General features: G+C 41.0%; 15 protein-coding genes. 3 read left to right on the top strand and 12 right to left on the bottom strand.

The window, feature by feature from the left end:
- The 6 genes from rsxG to M1E96_RS09825 form a co-directional block, all read right to left on the bottom strand.
- Nucleotides 1-627 carry an electron transport complex subunit RsxG gene (rsxG, locus tag M1E96_RS09800; protein ID WP_272581383.1) on the bottom strand — a complete coding sequence of 209 codons (627 nt, stop codon included), beginning with the start codon at nt 625-627 and terminating at the stop codon, nt 1-3.
- A gap of 9 nt (nt 628-636) precedes the next feature.
- Nucleotides 637-1,722, bottom strand: a complete 1,086-nt coding sequence (gene rsxD / locus M1E96_RS09805) for an electron transport complex subunit RsxD (protein ID WP_272581382.1) — start codon at nt 1,720-1,722, stop codon at nt 637-639.
- Between the two features lie 13 nt (nt 1,723-1,735).
- Nucleotides 1,736-4,264, bottom strand: a complete 2,529-nt coding sequence (rsxC, locus tag M1E96_RS09810) for an electron transport complex subunit RsxC (protein WP_369427511.1) — start codon at nt 4,262-4,264, stop codon at nt 1,736-1,738.
- Entirely contained in the window at nt 4,257-4,862 is a 606-nt protein-coding gene (gene rsxB, locus M1E96_RS09815) for an electron transport complex subunit RsxB (protein WP_140179576.1), read from the bottom strand. The genes rsxC and rsxB overlap by 8 nt, the downstream gene beginning before the upstream one ends.
- On the bottom strand, nt 4,862-5,443 hold the full coding sequence (gene rsxA, locus M1E96_RS09820) for an electron transport complex subunit RsxA (RefSeq protein ID WP_070928081.1): 582 nt from the start codon (nt 5,441-5,443) through the stop codon (nt 4,862-4,864). The genes rsxB and rsxA overlap by 1 nt, the downstream gene beginning before the upstream one ends.
- An 88-nt stretch (nt 5,444-5,531) precedes the next feature.
- A complete protein-coding gene (locus tag M1E96_RS09825; RefSeq protein ID WP_070928079.1) occupies nt 5,532-5,972 on the bottom strand; it encodes a DUF2569 domain-containing protein in 441 nt (146 codons plus the stop codon).
- A 117-nt stretch (nt 5,973-6,089) separates the two neighbouring features.
- Between M1E96_RS09825 and M1E96_RS09830 the strand changes: the two genes are divergently transcribed.
- Together M1E96_RS09830 and M1E96_RS09835 are read left to right on the top strand one after the other, a co-directional pair.
- Entirely contained in the window at nt 6,090-7,133 is a 1,044-nt protein-coding gene (locus M1E96_RS09830) for an oxidoreductase (RefSeq protein WP_319066119.1), read from the top strand.
- 48 nt (nt 7,134-7,181) lie between these two features.
- Nucleotides 7,182-8,156, top strand: a complete 975-nt coding sequence (locus M1E96_RS09835) for a bile acid:sodium symporter family protein (RefSeq protein ID WP_272579895.1) — start codon at nt 7,182-7,184, stop codon at nt 8,154-8,156.
- 156 nt (nt 8,157-8,312) lie between these two features.
- Here the strand turns inward: M1E96_RS09835 and add are convergent, their stop codons facing one another.
- From add to manA, 3 genes are all read right to left on the bottom strand, one after another.
- On the bottom strand, nt 8,313-9,317 hold the full coding sequence (gene add, locus M1E96_RS09840; protein WP_272579878.1) for an adenosine deaminase: 1,005 nt from the start codon (nt 9,315-9,317) through the stop codon (nt 8,313-8,315).
- Nucleotides 9,318-9,517: 200 nt separating this feature from the next.
- Nucleotides 9,518-11,158 carry a YdgA family protein gene (locus M1E96_RS09845; RefSeq protein ID WP_272579877.1) on the bottom strand — a complete coding sequence of 547 codons (1,641 nt, stop codon included), beginning with the start codon at nt 11,156-11,158 and terminating at the stop codon, nt 9,518-9,520.
- A gap of 111 nt (nt 11,159-11,269) precedes the next feature.
- Nucleotides 11,270-12,448: a mannose-6-phosphate isomerase gene (gene manA / locus M1E96_RS09850; protein ID WP_140179578.1), complete on the bottom strand. Its 1,179-nt coding sequence runs from the start codon at nt 12,446-12,448 to the stop codon at nt 11,270-11,272.
- Nucleotides 12,449-12,628: 180 nt separating this feature from the next.
- On the opposite strand from manA, the gene fumC reads away from it, so the two are divergent.
- On the top strand, nt 12,629-14,026 hold the full coding sequence (gene fumC / locus M1E96_RS09855; RefSeq protein ID WP_319066117.1) for a class II fumarate hydratase: 1,398 nt from the start codon (nt 12,629-12,631) through the stop codon (nt 14,024-14,026).
- Between the two features lie 85 nt (nt 14,027-14,111).
- On the opposite strand, the gene tus is transcribed toward fumC, so the two are convergent.
- From tus to M1E96_RS09870, 3 genes are all read right to left on the bottom strand, one after another.
- On the bottom strand, nt 14,112-15,032 hold the full coding sequence (tus, locus tag M1E96_RS09860; protein ID WP_272579876.1) for a DNA replication terminus site-binding protein: 921 nt from the start codon (nt 15,030-15,032) through the stop codon (nt 14,112-14,114).
- Between the two features lie 121 nt (nt 15,033-15,153).
- Nucleotides 15,154-15,717, bottom strand: coding sequence for a lytic polysaccharide monooxygenase (locus M1E96_RS09865; RefSeq protein WP_272579875.1), 564 nt, complete (start codon nt 15,715-15,717; stop codon nt 15,154-15,156).
- Between the two features lie 114 nt (nt 15,718-15,831).
- Complete coding sequence (locus M1E96_RS09870; protein WP_272579874.1) at nt 15,832-17,085, bottom strand: MFS transporter; 1,254 nt, start codon at nt 17,083-17,085, stop codon at nt 15,832-15,834.
- Nucleotides 17,086-17,161: the final 76 nt, after the last annotated feature.

Genomic DNA, 17,161 nt, shown 5'->3' on the forward strand with positions numbered 1-17,161 from the left:
TTATTCAGCTCCACAAATAGGATAATTTGATAAGTTTTGTGGTATTTTTTGCATAAATGTGGCCGTACGCTTAGTGGCATTCACTACAGCTCTAGGTGTGATCGTTGCTCCTGTAAATTGGTCAAAATCACCGCCATCTTTTTTTACCGCCCATTTAGGATCATGTTCTGATTCGACTTTACCCGTAAGTAACGTGATCCAGTTTGAAATTCGGGTTTCGATTTTATCGCCAAGACCGGGTGTTTCATGGTGCTCAGTAACTCTAACACCTAATACATTTCCATTGAAATCTGTACCGACCAATAAGTGTATTGCTCCTGAATAGCCATCAGGCGCGGTTGATTCAAGAGCAGCTGCAACAGGCTCACCATTTTTACGCGCAATATACAGTCGATGCGGCTGTTTACTGCCGAGTTCAGCTTCTGCACCTACAAGATAACACTCTTGGCCAAATTCATTATCATATAAATTGGTGGGTACGACTTGGTCGAGCAACTGCTTTTGAACGATCGCAGCTTGTTGAGCAATAGTATCTTTAGTCAAGGTATAGACAGCCCCGCTGAGTGCTGTTGTACCTGCTGCAAAGATAGCCAATATCGTGCCATGACGGCGCATTGTATTTAGCATAAAGGCTCCTTACTTATGTCCGTGCCCGTATGCGCGAGGTTGCGTATAGTGGTCAATAAGTGGGACTGCGATGTTAGTTAATAATACAGCAAAAGCGATCGCATCTGGATAACCGCCGTATACGCGAATTAACCAAACTAATAAACCAATCATAACACCATAAATAAGGCGACCTTTCGGTGTTGTGGATGCCGTAACAGGATCGGTTGCAATAAAGAAGGCGCCTAACATCGTTGCACCAGATAACAGTTGCAACATCGGTGATGAGTAACGGCTATCATCTAGCAACCAACTGACAGTTGCACAGAAAGCTAATGTAACAAGGAACGACACTGGAATTTGCCAGTTGATAATGCGGCGGTTCAACATGATCAACCCACCTAGCAAATAGCCAAGGTTTACCCACTGCCAGCCAATACCAGCTAATGAGCCTTGCAAAATAGGTTGTTGTAAAACATCAGAAATGGAGTGTGTTAACAGCCCTGTTTTAAAGCTATCTAAAGGTGTTGCTTGGCTCATACCATCAACCCCCATGCGTAGAGCATCAAGGGTCACACCTGTTGGCGTATGTCCAGTCAAGATAATGGCTAAACTTTCTAATGGGTTTATGCTGAGTGATTGTAATTCATGAGGTGGTAACCAGCTGGTCATTTGTACGGGAAATGATATCAATAATACAACATAGCCAACCATTGCTGGATTAAATGGATTTTGTCCCAATCCACCGTAACATTGTTTGGCAATAATAATGGCAAACGCTGTTCCTAAAACAATCATCCACCATGGCGCTAACGGCGGTAAGCTTACACCTAAGAGCAATGCGGTGACGACCGCGGAGTTATCTTTTAGTACGTTAACAACAGGTTGCTTACGCAAACGTATAGATATACCTTCGGCAATTAACGCAGTCAGCATGGCTAAAATGATCTGATAGAGTGTACCAATACCAAAAAAATAAAGCTGTGCTGCTATACCTGGGATCGCTGCCAGTAAAACCCAAAACATCACCGAGCTGGTACTTTGTTTATCGTGGGTAAATGGCGCGCTAGCAATTTTTAAGCGGCGATTATTTGGGTCAATAGGCCTAAATTTCATGGTGTCTAATCACTTACTCTGTCGTTGTTTGTTCATTTTGCTTTTGAGCTTGTTTAGCTTTTACACGAGCTATAGCTACTGCAACGGCAATTTTGCGTGGATCCGTTTCTTCTTCAATAGGTAGCTCCGCGGCTGGAGAAAGCAACTCTTCTTCTCTAATTTGAGCAACCATTTGTGCTTTTTCTTGAGCTAGTTTTTTTGCCTTAACTCGCGCAATGGCAGCAGCAACAGCGGCTTTACGTGGATCCACTTCGGCTTCGGCTACTCCAACGGATGCATCAAGCTCAGTAGCGGCAGAGGCTGCCTCAGCTTGCTGCGCCGCTTTTTTGGCCTTGGCTCGGGCAATGGCAGCAGCAACGGCGGCTTTACGTGGATCTACTTCGGCTTCGGCTACTCTAACGGATGCATCAAGCTCAGTAGCAGCAGGGGCTGCCTCAGCTTGCTGCGCCGCTTTTTTGGCCTTGGCTCGGGCAATGGCAGCAGCAACAGCGGCTTTACGTGGATCCACTTCGGCTTCAGCTACTCCAACGGATGCATCAGGCTCAGTCGCGGCAGGGGCTGCCTCAGCTTGTTGCGCCGCTTTTTTGGCCTTAGCACGGGCAATGGCTGCGGCAACGGCGGCTTTACGTGGATCCACTTCGGCTTCGGCTACTCCAACGGATGCATCAAGCTCAGTCGCGGCAGGGGCTGCCTCAGCTTGCTGCGCCGCTTTTTTGGCCTTAGCGCGGGCAATGGCAGCGGCAACGGCGGCTTTACGTGGGTCATCCACTTCAGGTGAAGCTGCTCCTTGAGTTACACTGTCACTTTCCGCCGCTTGCTGTGCTTTTTTAGCTTTGGCTCGAGCAAGCGCAGCGGCGACGGCCGCTTTACGTGGGTCATCTGCTACATCATTAGCCGTGGTCGTTGCGGCTTGTTTTTCTGCTTGTTTTGCTCTAGCAAGCTCTTTACGAGCGGCTCTAGCTGCAATGACTGCGCTGTTATCAGGTTCAGCGCCACTGACAATATTGATATCAGCTGTTGCATTAGCTTGTTTAGCTTTTACGCGAGCTAATGCCGCTGCAACTGCATCTTTATCAGATGCCTCGACTTGTACTGCGGCTTTTTTGTGGCGTTCTTCTCGAGCGAGTTTCTCTCGTTCCATTCGCTGTTGTTTTGCTTCAAAACGCAATTTAGCTTCAGCAGCACGGCGTTCTTCTTGATTAATTTCGCGTATTTCAGCTTTTTCTTGTCGATAATATTGTACCAGCGGAATATTACTCGGGCAGACATAAGCACAAGCTCCGCATTCAATACAGTCAAACAAGTTATGTTTTTGGGCTTTTTCGTGTTCTTTACCTTTACTAAACCAATATAATTGCTGAGGTAACAAGGCAGCAGGGCATGCCTCAACACACAGGCCACAACGAATACAAGCTTCTTCTAGTGGTTTTTGACCCACTTCTTCAAGACTAGGAACTAATAAGCAGTTACAGATTTTCACAACAGGAACGTTAAGGTCAGGTAAGGTAAAGCCCATCAAAGGCCCTCCCATGATCACCATTTGTTCAGTGGCAGGTGTAAAGCCTGTTTGCTTTAGGAGATGATAAACAGGAGTTCCTAAACGTACCCAAAAGTTACCGGGAGAAGTAATTGACTCGCCAGTCACGGTCACAACACGTTCAATTAATGGTTGTCCATCGATAATTGCTCGTTTAATTGCAACGACAGTTCCCACGTTTTGCATCAGTACGCCAATTTGTGACGAACGGGCACCAGACGGCACTTCTTTACCAGTTAAGATTTTAGTGAGCTGTTTAGCACCGCCAGAAGGGTATTTAGTGGGCACGACACGAACAATGATCTGTCTGTCATGGTCAGTAATCGCATTTTTTAACGCTGCGATTGCTTCAGGTTTATTATCTTCAATACCAATTAATATTTGGTCTGGGTTTAACAAATGCTGTAATACTCGGCAGCCTTCAATCACTTCATCAGCATGCTCTTGCATTAATCGGTCATCAGCGGTGATATAAGGCTCACACTCTGCTGCATTAACAATTAATGTTTTGATAGCATCTTTACCACCGGCAAGTTTTGAAGCGGTAGGGAATCCTGCTCCACCTAAACCCGCAATGCCTGCTTGTTCGATTTTTTGCAGTAGCTGTTGAGGCGTTAAACGTGAATAATCCGTCTCTGGATACAATTCACACCAAGTGTCAAGGCCATCAGATTTGAGACAAACGGATAATTCACTCAAGCCAGAAGGGTGAGCTGTGACCATCGGTTTGATGGCGGTGATCGTGCCTGATGTTGAAGCATGTACAGGAACAGTCCGCCCAACACCTCGCGTTAATGGTTGGCCTTTTAATACATGATCGCCAACATTAACTATTAGTTCACCTTCTGGGCCCAAATGTTGTTGTAATGGAATGACTAACTCATCAGGGACCGTGGCAATGCGCATGGGTGTTTGGCTAGACTGTAGCTTCATTTCAGGTGGATGTATGCCACCTGCAAAGTCCCAAATATTATCTTTTTTCAACCAGTTAAATAAATTAAACATGTGTTTCACCTTTTACTGCTGTTTGATTCGGTGATACAGGTATATTTTTAACTGGGATACTGTTTAAATCCCATTTCCAATTTGCTGTGGTGGTTTTCACGGGGACAAGTTCAATACAGTCTGTTGGGCAGGGGGCTACACATAAATCACACCCTGTACATAAATCTTCGATAACGGTATGCATTGCACGAGTTGCACCTACAATGGCGTCTACAGGGCAAGCTTGGATACATTTAGTACAACCGATGCAATTGTCTTCATCAATAATCGCGACTTTACGCACAGGGTTTTGTGCGCTTTCATCACCATCAATAGGTTGAGGGTCGACGTTAAGAAGTTCTGCTAGTTTAAGCATCACTTGTTCACCACCGGGGGCACATTTGTTGATCATTTCACCATTATTGGCAACAGCTTCTGCATACGGACGACAGCCAGGGTAACTACATTGACCACATTGGCTTTGAGGTAAAATAGCATCAATTTTTTCAACAATCGGATCCTCTTCAACCTTAAAACGTAAAGAGGCATAGCCAAGGATCAGACCAAAAATCAGCCCTAATACAGCTAAAATAGCGATAGCAATCCATAATGACATCATTAGAATTTCACCAAACCACTAAAGCCCATAAATGCTAAAGACATCAATCCAGCTGTAATTAAGCCGATAGATGATCCTCGAAAAGGGGCGGGTACATCTGCAACTGCAAGGCGTTCACGAATGGCTGCAAATAACACCATAACTAATGAAAAACCAACGGCCGCACCAAAGCCATAGACGGCAGACTGTAAAAAGCCATGCGACTGGTTAATGTTGAGTAGTGCGACACCCAGTACTGCGCAGTTAGTGGTGATCAGTGGTAGGAAAATACCTAGTAGGCGATACAGGGTTGGGCTGGTTTTTCTCACCACCATTTCAGTGAATTGCACAACCACTGCAATGACTAAGATAAAACTTAATGTGCGTAAGTAAAGGAGGTCAAGGGGAACCAATATTAAGGTGTCCATTAACCAAGAAGAGATCGCGGCGAGCGTCATTACGAAGGTCGTGGCAAACCCCATTCCAATGGCTGTTTCGAGTTTTTTTGATACGCCCATAAAAGGACACAGACCAAGGAATTTTACCAGTACGAAGTTATTAACCAGTACTGTTCCAATAAATAGCAAAAGATAATCAGTCATTTCATAGCCTGAAAACAAAATTAAAAGTACAAAAAACGACGAATGTCAGTTAAACAGGCCATATCATAACAAGCTATTTTTGTGATGCTTATCGATCTTGTGTGAAAGTCATTTTTACACGTGCAGAATTCTTGATATAGGGGACAAAGAAACCAGCACCGATAAGAGGCCAAGCCAATGCTTTAAGGGCTGTTGCATCATCGACAGCGGCAAATGCAAATGTTTTTAGCCCGAGTAGTAATAAGATCAACAGCCAAATAATAAAGCGGCGTGGGAAGAAGCGGGAACGGTTAAACATGAGTTTAATGATATGAGCAGTAAATAATGCCATTACGATGGTAATCAAAAAAGATAAGCACCAATCAAGTGGAATATAACTAGTCCAATTATCGATGGTGGTGATTATTTGATAAAGCTTAATGGAATACATAACAACCATCGCACAAACGGCAAAGAAAGTGAGTAAAATAAAAGCAGCTGGAGCTAGTAGCCAACCAGTGATACGGTGATGGTCATAAACAGGAGTCATATCATCTATTCCATAAAATCAATTAATGAGTATCCTACCACAGTTTAATTTGCTAATTAATTGGTTATGGTGATACTTTTTGTGGTTACGAATAAAAAATAATTAATGAGGTTACTTATGTCTACACCGATAAAAGTAGGTATTGTGGGTTATGGCTATGCCAGTAAAACATTTCATGCGCCGTTTATTGCCACTTTACCCGGATATGAATTGACCGCCATCTCTAGTAGCGATCCTAATAAAGTCACCCTAGATTGGCCTAATGTAGCCGTTGCCTCTTCCCCTGAAAAATTGTTTGCTAATCCAGAAATAGAACTAGTCATAATTCCCACACCTAATGACACACATTATGCATTAGCGAGCCAGGCATTGGTTGCAGGTAAGCACGTCGTCGTTGATAAGCCATTCACAGTGACGGTCGAAGAAGCTGAAAAGTTACAACAACAGGCGCTTAAAGAGGGTAAGTTACTCTCTGTTTACCATAACCGCCGTTGGGATGCAGGTTTTTTAACCCTTAAAAAACTGTTTGCTGATGGTTGCTTAGGTGATATCAAATATTATGAGTCACACTTTGATCGCTATCGTCCCGAAACGCGTCAAAGATGGCGTGAATCAGCCGTTGCAGGTGGCGGTATTTGGTATGATTTAGGCCCTCATTTATTAGATCAAGCATTGCAGTTTTTTGGTAAACCGCTCGGTATTACGGCTGATTTAGGCATTATTCGCCCTAATGCTGAAGCAACTGATTATTTTCATGTTTTACTTAACTATTCAGATAAGAAAGTGGTTTTACATGCGACGACAGTCGCAGCAGCAGAATCACCGTTGTATGTTATTCATGGCATGAAAGGTAGCTATGTTAAATATGGCCTTGATTCACAAGAAGATGAATTGAAAAAAGGGCGATTACCTACCGATGATAATTGGGGAATAGATAAACGCAACGGTTACGTGACGTTGTCACAAAATGATGAGCTCGTTACCCAAGAATGGACCAATGAGAAAGGTAACTATGGTGGATATTACCTTGCAATTTATGAGGCGATACGCAATGGCGCAGCCACGCCTGTTCTTCCTCAAGAAGCTATCAATATTATGAAACTTATTGAAGCAGGCATACGTTCTGACAAGGAAAAACGTACTATCAATATTGATTTCTAATATTTATTTGATGCATCAGCATTTGCTGGTTCTTTTTTGGGTAATATGATGAATTTGTTAGCTAAACTAAAAATTGATCCGTTCTTATTGATCATGATTTGTGTTGTCGTGATTGCCAGCCTATTTCCTTGTGAGGGGAATATAAAGGTGGCTTTTCAATATTTAACCACAGCAGCGATTGCATTGCTCTTTTTTATGCATGGCGCAAAACTATCTAGAGAATCAATTGTTGCTGGGATAGGGCATTGGCGACTACATTTAATGGTGTTTTCTAGCACATTTATTTTATTTCCAATTATTGGGCTAGGGTTGCACTTTATGGTGCCTTCATGGATGTCTCCAACGGTATATATGGGCTTCCTTTATTTATGTGCATTGCCCGCAACAGTACAATCAGCAATTGCATTTACTTCTGTTGCCGGAGGTAATGTTGCTGCCGCAATCTGTAGTGCATCAGCGTCAAGCATACTTGGGGTCTTTTTATCTCCGATACTTGTTGGTTTTTTAATGGATGAAGATGGCAGTCAAGCGATGGACACGCTCAATGCGATAGGGTCAATCTTACTGCAATTGATGTTACCATTTGTTGTAGGACACTTAGCTCGACCATTACTTGCTAATTGGATGAGTCGCAATCGTAAGCTGATCAATATTACAGATCGGTCATCGATACTACTTGTTGTTTATGTTGCGTTCAGTGAAGCGGTAGTAGAGGGAATTTGGCAACGGATTGATGCTTTCTCATTATTTATGATTGCTGTCGTGAGTTGTATTATTTTATTTATTGTTATGATGCTAAATATAATTGCAGCTCGACTATTTAAATTCAGTAAAGAAGATGAAATCACCATTGTTTTTTGTGGGTCTAAAAAAAGCCTCGCCAATGGGGTACCTATGGCTAATGTACTATTTCCAGCCTCGGTAGTTGGCGTGATCCTTCTACCACTCATGATATTTCATCAAATTCAGTTAATGGTTAGTGCTGTTCTTGCACAGCGCTACGCCAATCGTCTAACTAAATAATATTTATCAGCCGAATAATTAAACTTGTTCGGTCTTATAGCTTTTAGTTACAACATACTTATGGTGTAAAAAATAAAAATCACATAAACAATGGCGCCATTTACAGGTTAAACAGGGCAGAAAGTGACTTTCTACCCATGGTCGTTAGATGGTGACTTATTGCCGTAGGGCAGCTTTTTGCCGTAGTTGCTGTTTTTCATGATCACTGAGGAATGACATGGTTAAACCATTAATTTGAGCTTGTTCAATTTCAGCAGGGGTTAATCCTGCTTTAGGTGCAGCAACTTCATATTCATAAGCTAATTCAATGCCTTCTACCGCAGGGTCATCCGTATTTATTGAGGCAATGATTCCGTGCTGTAAAAACATTTTCAGTGGATGGTTAGCCAAAGAAGCAACGGTATTGGTTTGAATATTAGAGGTTAAACAACTTTCGATACCTATCTTATGTGTTGCTAAATACTCAATAAGTTTCGGATCTTCGCTAGCTTTTACACCGTGGCCGATCCGTTGAGCACCAAGCTCTTTTATTGCATGCCAAATACTTTCAGCACCGGCTGCTTCACCTGCATGTACAGTAATTTGTAAGCCAGCATTTCTCGCTTGTTTAAAATGATTATGAAATAGGGCGCCAGGGAAGCCAAGTTCATCGCCTGCAAGATCAAGAGCACACAGTTTATTACGATGGGCTAATAATCCAGTTAACTCTTTTGCGCAAGCCTCTTGGCCAAAAGTACGGCTTAGAATACCAATTAGATTTACTTTTATATCGTATTCTAGACAACCAGCGGCAATGCCATCGATTACAGCCTCAACGACACCTTCAACAGGAAGCTGATGTTTCATGGCCATATAGTACGGAGAGAAGCGTAATTCAGCATAATCGATGCCAGCATTATAAGCGTCTTCAACATTTTCTTGAGCGACTCGTTTGCAAGCATCTAAATCAGCTAAAACGGCGACTCCCCAATCTAATTTTTGTAAAAAACCTACTAAATCAGCTTCTTGAGTAATAACCTGCACATGAGGGCGTAGGCTTTCAATTTCATTAGCAGGTAAAATAATATTATGTTGTTGTGCGAGAGAAAGAATTGTTTCAGGGCGGATATTACCATCGAGATGACGATGAATGTCTGTGAGTGGTAGTTGTTTGTTGATCACTGAATTCCGTTCCTATGTCGTTATATCGTATCTTTAGTATATACCCGTCATCCTTCACGTTGCAGTGCTTTTAGTCAGCACATTTGGTGACTAATTTATCTGCTATTGGCTGCACCTCGAATTATTTGGGGTATAAATATAAAACGCCAGCTTAAAAATAAAGCTGGCGTTTGTTTGTGATCCTAACTAATTAATCGTAATTAGTTAGCTGCTGGTACAGCAATATCCGCACCTTCCGCAGGGGCTTCTTCAGTACCCATTTCTGGTTCAGTTAAGTCTTCTTCATAACCCATGTTATCTTCAGGGCTAGACATAACTTTCATTTTAGTTAAGAAATCAGCAAGAGTGTATTTATCAGCATTGAAGGTGATATCGTTACCTGCAAACTTGATAGTCATTGTCAGGTCATTACCTTTTTCAACCATCCAAGGTGATTTTTTCTGTTTTGCTTTTTCTGCACGTTGTTCATCGGTCATGAACATTTCTTCGAATGGTGAAGAGAACATGTCTGAAGTCAGCATAACTTGCGCTTGGTCAAACTCAGCGGTTGCTTGCTCCACAAATTGCTTCTTAGTCGCTGCATCAACAGCTTTACCTTGATCTAAAATTGCGGCTTGAGCTATTAACTCAATCGCCATTGGTTTATTCAACGTAAAGTTAAAATCAAAAGAAGTCAGTAGGCTCTTAACGGCTTCATCCACTTTATTAGCCATAGCCAATGAAGTCAGTTCATCTTGATCCCATTTGTTGAAGGTCATACTCAAATCGATTGAACTTTGACCTGCGTCGTTTTTCCAGTAAGCCGGGCTGATAGAGAAGGTTGGTTTACTTTGCAGTAACTCAGGCAATGTTTTGGTCATCATATCCATTGCAACTTGCTCAGCCGCTGCCGAAGGATCACCTGTAGCCAAACCTTCGGCTAATGCTTTGTTGTACTGCTCAACAAATTTACCCAGCGCTTTCGCATCCAGTTTATCGATTGAAAGTGCAACTTTACCTGAACCTAAGTTTTGCTCTAATGCTTTCAAATCGTCAATGCTATAGGAGATGCTACCTTTAACACTTTCTTTTTCAAGAACAGTATCAGAACCTATAACCAGATTTTTGAAAGAGAACTTCGTTTCTGGGATGTTGAAATCAGTATCAGCAATAACGAGATCTTGTTTACCCGTGTAGAAGCCGTATTGAGATTTGGTTACGTTCGTGGTTATTTTTAACCCTTTTAACGTCATGCTCTCAGATTTGTCAGCTTTTTGAATAACTAAGTTATCAGTGATAATTGAGCCATCAACATCAGCGAAATCAGCAGAGGAATTGAATACCAGTTTTGAACCACTGAAAGAGATACTTGCATCATCTTTAGAATATTCAATTGGAAGCAACTCTAAATTAGAATCAATACTTTTGCTATAACCAACAACAGCAGTACCAGAAATGAAAGGTTTACCTTTAGTGATTTCGAATAACTCTTTAGTCGCAGCATTATTTGCGAGCTCAATATTCGCGGCACCTAGTTTAGGAATTAAATTAAACTTAGCAACTTGAGATAGAGGGAAAGGGCCATGTTCAATATCGGTATTGAAGACTATAGTTTCATCAGCACCGTTAGATTCTGCTGCTGAAATAACGATGTTCGCTTGTGAAGAAAAGACGCCACGTTTAAAGTTTTCAACTTTAAACACAACACCCGCTTCAGGGGCATTTGCAGCAAAGAACTCGTTAGTGTTGCTGATGATTTTATTTAGTTCATTTTCAACTTTAGAGCCTGTATACCAAGATGCACCGGTCCAAGCCGCACCAACAGCAACAATCACACCAACTGCAACTAATGACTTTTTCATTATAAACATCCATCCTTTTAGCACGTTTTATTAACGCACTATAAAAATTTACAAGTTTCATCCAACCGTCTATTGCGTGCAATCAAGACGAATAAAACACAAAAAAACACATTAAAGGTTATACACGCGAGCGAGTTTACCCACACCTGTGACATAAACTTCTTTTTCAAAGGCAGAAAGAAAAATAGATTCTCCTGAACAGATCTTTAATTCATCATCGCCTGATTTCAAAACTAATTCGCCATCTATGCAAAATAGAATAGAAGCGGTTTCATTAGTTATGCCTATTCCCGTGTCGTTAATAGAATATATACTAAATGCAAAATCTTCTACTGGTATATGATATTTACAGATATTTCCTGATTTTTCTGGTTCACTAAGTAAGCTTTCTTTAGTTTTCGAAATAAAATCGACATTAGCAATCAATTCAGGAACATCAATATGCTTATTTGTTAGCCCAGCACGCAATACATTATCTGAGTTAGCCATGATTTCTAAACCAACACCTTCAATATAGGCATGAGGCGTTCTTGCATACAAGAACATAGCTTCGCCCGGCTGCAACTCGATGACATTAAGCAAAAGAGGAACAAATAGCCCTGTATCTTCTGGATACAGACTGACCATTTGTTTTATCGTATTCCACGGTTCTCCTTGGCGGCTATTTAATGCTGCTTTTAACACCCCTAAAGCGAGTTCTTTTTGCTCTCCAGTCAGGCTGAGAATTTGTGCAAATAATTTAGCGAGTTTCTCATCGTTAGGTGATTGAACAAAAAACTGAATTTCTGGATGTGCGGCAGAGACAAAATCAAGTAATTCAGCAATTTCCTCTAATGGGCGAAATGCATTCATTGCCTTAAACGGAGTTAGTGCATAAATTAACTCGGGCTTATGGTTATCATCTTTATAGTTACGGATGGGGGAGTCTAATGGAATACCCGCCGCATTTTCTTTTGCAAAGCCAACCTCAGCGTATACTTTATTTGGATGAACTTGAACTGACAGTGGTCTTGCAGCGCAAAGCACTTTAAATAAAAAAGGTAAACGAGATTTAAATGTCTCTGCTATTTTATCGCCTAAAATTTGAGATGGGTTTTGTGCGATGTAATCGATTAATGAGAGTTTATGCCCTGTTTTATTGTCAATAACGTAAGAACTCGCTTTGGGATGAGCCCCCATCCATAATTCAGCCATTGGCAAATGTTCTGGATTAGGGACTGAGTACAACTGCGTGAGAGCAGTTTTACTTCCCCAGTCATAATTTTGAACTTTATTAATCATTTTTAGCATGGGTAAACTCTCTTTTTCTAAAAATCAACGTATTTCCTTATGTACTACAATACAATAAACACGGTTAAGTCGCATTATTGAAATTAAATATGTGGCATTATAGGTTCGTTGTCATCGGCTTACCTGCAAGCCAATGATTCCAAAACCGATTATTCTGTGTATGTACTTAAGGAGATAGTAATGGCAGCCACTCGCATTGAAAAAGACTCAATGGGACCAATCGAAGTACCTGCTGACCAGTTGTGGGGCGCGCAAACTCAGCGTTCTTTAGAACATTTCCGTATATCTGTAGAAAAGATGCCTGTCGCATTGATCCATGCTTTAGCGGTCACTAAAAAAGCGGCGGCGAGTGTGAACATGGATTTAGGATTACTCCCTAAAGATCGTGGTGATGCAATTGTTGCAGCTGCGGATGAAGTATTAGCGGGTAAACATCCTACTGAATTCCCTCTCGCTATTTGGCAAACAGGTTCTGGTACGCAAAGTAACATGAACATGAACGAAGTGCTAGCGAACCGTGGTAGCGAGATCTTAGGTGGGCAAAGAGGGAACGACCGTCTTATTCACCCAAATGATGATGTGAACAAGAGCCAAAGTTCAAATGATGTGTTCCCAACGGCAATGCATGTTGCGGCAGTTGTTGCCATTCGCGAACACTTGTTACCTGAACTGAAAGCGTTACACAAAGTGTTAGATGCTAAAGCAAAAGAGTTCAAAGACATCGTCAAAATTGGTCGTACCCACTTGCAAGATGCAACTCCACTGACTTTAGGCCAAGAAATTTCTGGCTGGGCAGCAATGCTAGCTCACAGTGAGAAACACATTGAAAATTCAGTTCCACATGTTTGTGAACTGGCGTTAGGTGGTACTGCTGTTGGTACAGGTTTGAATACTCATCCAGAGTACGCGGTGCGTGTTGCGAAAAAAATTGCTGAGCTAACAGGGCAACCATTTGTTACTTCACCAAATAAATTTGAAGCACTGGCAACCTGTGATGCATTAGTACATGCTCATGGTGCTCTAAAAGGTTTGGCCGCATCATTAATGAAGATCGCTAATGATGTTCGTTGGTTAGCATCGGGTCCGCGTTGTGGTATCGGTGAAATTTCTATTCCAGAAAATGAACCAGGAAGCTCTATCATGCCTGGTAAAGTAAACCCAACTCAATGTGAAGCACTGACTATGCTGTGCGCTCAAGTAATGGGTAACGATGTTGCAGTGAACATCGGTGGTGCTTCTGGTAACTTTGAATTGAACGTTTTCCGTCCAATGTTGATTGATAACTTCCTGCAATCTATCCGTTTATTAGCTGATGGTATGCGTAGTTTCAATGAGCACTGTGCAATTGGCATCGAGCCAAACCGTGAACGTATTGAAAAATTACTGCATGAATCGCTAATGTTAGTCACTGCGCTTAATACGCACATTGGTTATGATAAAGCAGCTGAAATTGCTAAGAAAGCCCATAAAGAAGGGATAACGCTGAAACAAGCGGCATTGAAACTGAATTATCTGACTGCTGAGCAGTTCGATGAGTGGGTTCGCCCTGAAGATATGGTTGGTAGCATGAAAAGCTAATCATTAATTGATTGGTAATGAAAAGCACTTGCTTGTAGAGTAGCAAGTGCTTTATATAATTAATTGTATCAGTTACTCTATCACATCATATTTCGACATATAAGTTGAGACGCGGGAGCAGCAACTCAACAGGCTTTGAACGAGGCCGATTGCGTAAAGCAATATTCGTCGCTCGATAATCAGGTAGATCGCCTAGCACTATCTCTTCATAAGATTTATCAACCGCAAATACAATCAATGGGTTCGCACAGGCTAATTGCGTTTGTTTTTGCTGTGCGCTGTCCCAAACTCGAGCAATAGGTTGTACTTTCACTGGACGTTGTGTTTTTAAAACTGCGTTATCGCTTAAACTTTTGATCAGAAGTATTTCTTGTTCTATTTGGCTTTGCCAATGTTCACGGGTCATTCCTAATGGTGAACGTTTACTCTCTAATGAATCCTGTAACTTATTTAGAATCTGTTCTTTAGTGACTTTATTGATAACCTTTTTATTGGCCCAGCCAAATCTAACAGTATCAACATCAACAAGATAGGTTAGTGTTCGATAGGTATTGAGAGTCAATAGGCCATGTAAACTATCATGAACAAATTCAAAGCGTTGTGATTCATCAATTCCTGATTTTTTCGTAACGATATGTTTAATTTGTTTTTTTAACTGATTAATTTCATCTAATTGAGACTGAAGTAAACGAAAAGTAGAATAGGGGGTACTGACACATATTGCACCAGGTAAGCGAATAGCAGATTTATTGCTCGTTGATTCTGATTTATCTTGAAGAAATAATAGGTTAAAATGGTCTATAGCCTGTTTAATGGCGGATACACCGGTAAATTTCTCAACATAAATTTCACTAATTTCTTTGTTTTCATCGCCTTTCATTATGTCGGGTAAACGAAATACAACAGCGGTAAAGTCAGTTAATTGTGACAGCTGTTGACTGAATTCAGATATTCTACTTTCCAACTGTTTGAAGTTATCAAGAAGATCATATTTAGCTTTGTTCATATCACAGATGTCCATTTAGTTACAACATTCATTAGTTCTTGAAAAAAGAATAACAAATATTAGACACCGTGCATAATAATAATTTAACCAGCAATTAGGGGAGTTCTTTTCCCCTGAATGATTATTTAATATCAACATCAATAACTTGATAGAACGCATTTGCCGTATCAGCAATACTCCAAACGGCTAATATCACATGATAGCCTTTATTTTCTGCCGGTAACTTACAATTATGAGTTACTATCGTTTGTGGATGAGCTGGTTCGTTATATTCACAGAATGGGGTTAAAACAAGTTGCTCACGAGCCAATAACTGGGAGGGATTCCAGTTAGGCTTAGTGATAAAATATTCCCATTTTTTAGTTGCATGCCTAGCCGTTAGATGCCACTTAAATGTTAATTGAGGGTGAGTAATCGTGTTTTTTATCCATCGTGAAGGAGTTTGTGCATTCAATGCATTAAATCCCTGAATACCCGCACTGGCAATTTTACCATCTTTAGGTCCATTTTGTGGGAAACCTTTAGGACCTTCTAGAGATTGAGGTTCATATTCTACAGCGCCACAACTCGTATTTTTTTGCAGTTTGCATAAATAGGCGCGGCTTTCTGGGTTCTCAATATAGCCATGGGCAAAAACAGTGGTAGAAAAGCAAAGTAAAACAGAGAGTAGAAAAAAGTTTTTCATATGTTGTCCTCGTTAAGATTGAAGACAACATGTTCTCTTAATTAAACGCTATAAATAAATTTCATCGTTTGATAGGTATTAACAAATCAAATGCATTAAAAATTAATTATTTTCTTAACAACTAACTTTCAATTTATAACCAATCAACATACCAATAAGCAATAAGGCAGCAATAAATAAGGCAACACCTGACCATCCAAATTTCAACCAAAATACTCCGCCTACTGTGCCTGCAATACTCGAACCCGCGTAATAACTGAATAAATAAAGAGATGAAGCTTGACCTCTTGCTCGTTTCGCTCTATGGCCAACCCAACTACTTGCAACTGAATGAGCAGCAAAGAAGCCTGTGGTCAATATTGTCATACCTAATAAAATAATCCAAAACTCTGAGAATAATGTTAACAAAATACCAATAAGCATCAGTGCCAGTGCGGACAGTAGTACTTTTGCTAAACCAAATTTGTGTGTGAGGCTACCTGATTTAGATGCACTGTAAGTTCCTGTTAAATATATAATAGATAATAAACCTACTGTCGCTTGGCTAAAATGATAGGGGGCTTCCAATAAACGATAACCGATATAGTTATACATAGTGACAAAACCACCCATTAAAACAAAACCTTCAATAAATAGCCAAGGTAGCCCTTTATCCCTAAAATGAAGGCGTAAGTTGATCCATAAATTTTTAGGTTTTAATGAGCTAGCGCGAAAATGTTGTGACGGTGGTAGTAAACGCCAAAAACCTATTGCTGCAATTAGCGCTAAGCTACCTAATAAAATGACGGCAACACGCCAAGAATAGAAATCAGCAATCACACCGGTCACCAAACGACCACTCATGCCACCAATTGAATTACCACTAATGTATAAGCCCATAGATAGCGCAACATAGCTAGGGTGAATCTCTTCACTTAAATAAGTCATCGCCACAGCGGCAACGCCGCTTAAAGATAGGCCAACCATAGCTCGCGCAATTAATATGCCTTGCCAACTTTGCATGAAGGCACTCAATAAAGTAAATAACGCCGCACTGGTTAATGCAACTACCATGACATTTTTACGACCAATCGCATCCGATATTGGCCCTGTGATCAATAACCCTAATGCCATTAGTCCTGTGCTTAATGAGAGGGCGAGGCTCGCTGTGGCTGGCGACACATTAAAATCTTCCGACAGCATTGGTAAAATTGGTTGTACAAAGTAAAGCAACGCAAATGTTGCTAACCCAACAGTGAAAAATGACAGCGTTACGCGTAAGTACAGCGAGTCATCACGTTGAATGTAGTGTTTTTTAGGCGTGGGATTATCTTGCTTTCCATTAGCAGTATTTTCAGTCGGCAGACTATTTGTTGTTGAGTGTTCCATAATGTTCCTTGTCATAACAATCCAATTGATTTTGATCAAAGATAGAAACTTCAGAGTTTTTTGTCTAATATATTAA

This window comes from Providencia sp. PROV236, from assembly GCF_033676985.1.
Lineage (GTDB): Bacteria > Pseudomonadota > Gammaproteobacteria > Enterobacterales > Enterobacteriaceae > Providencia > Providencia manganoxydans.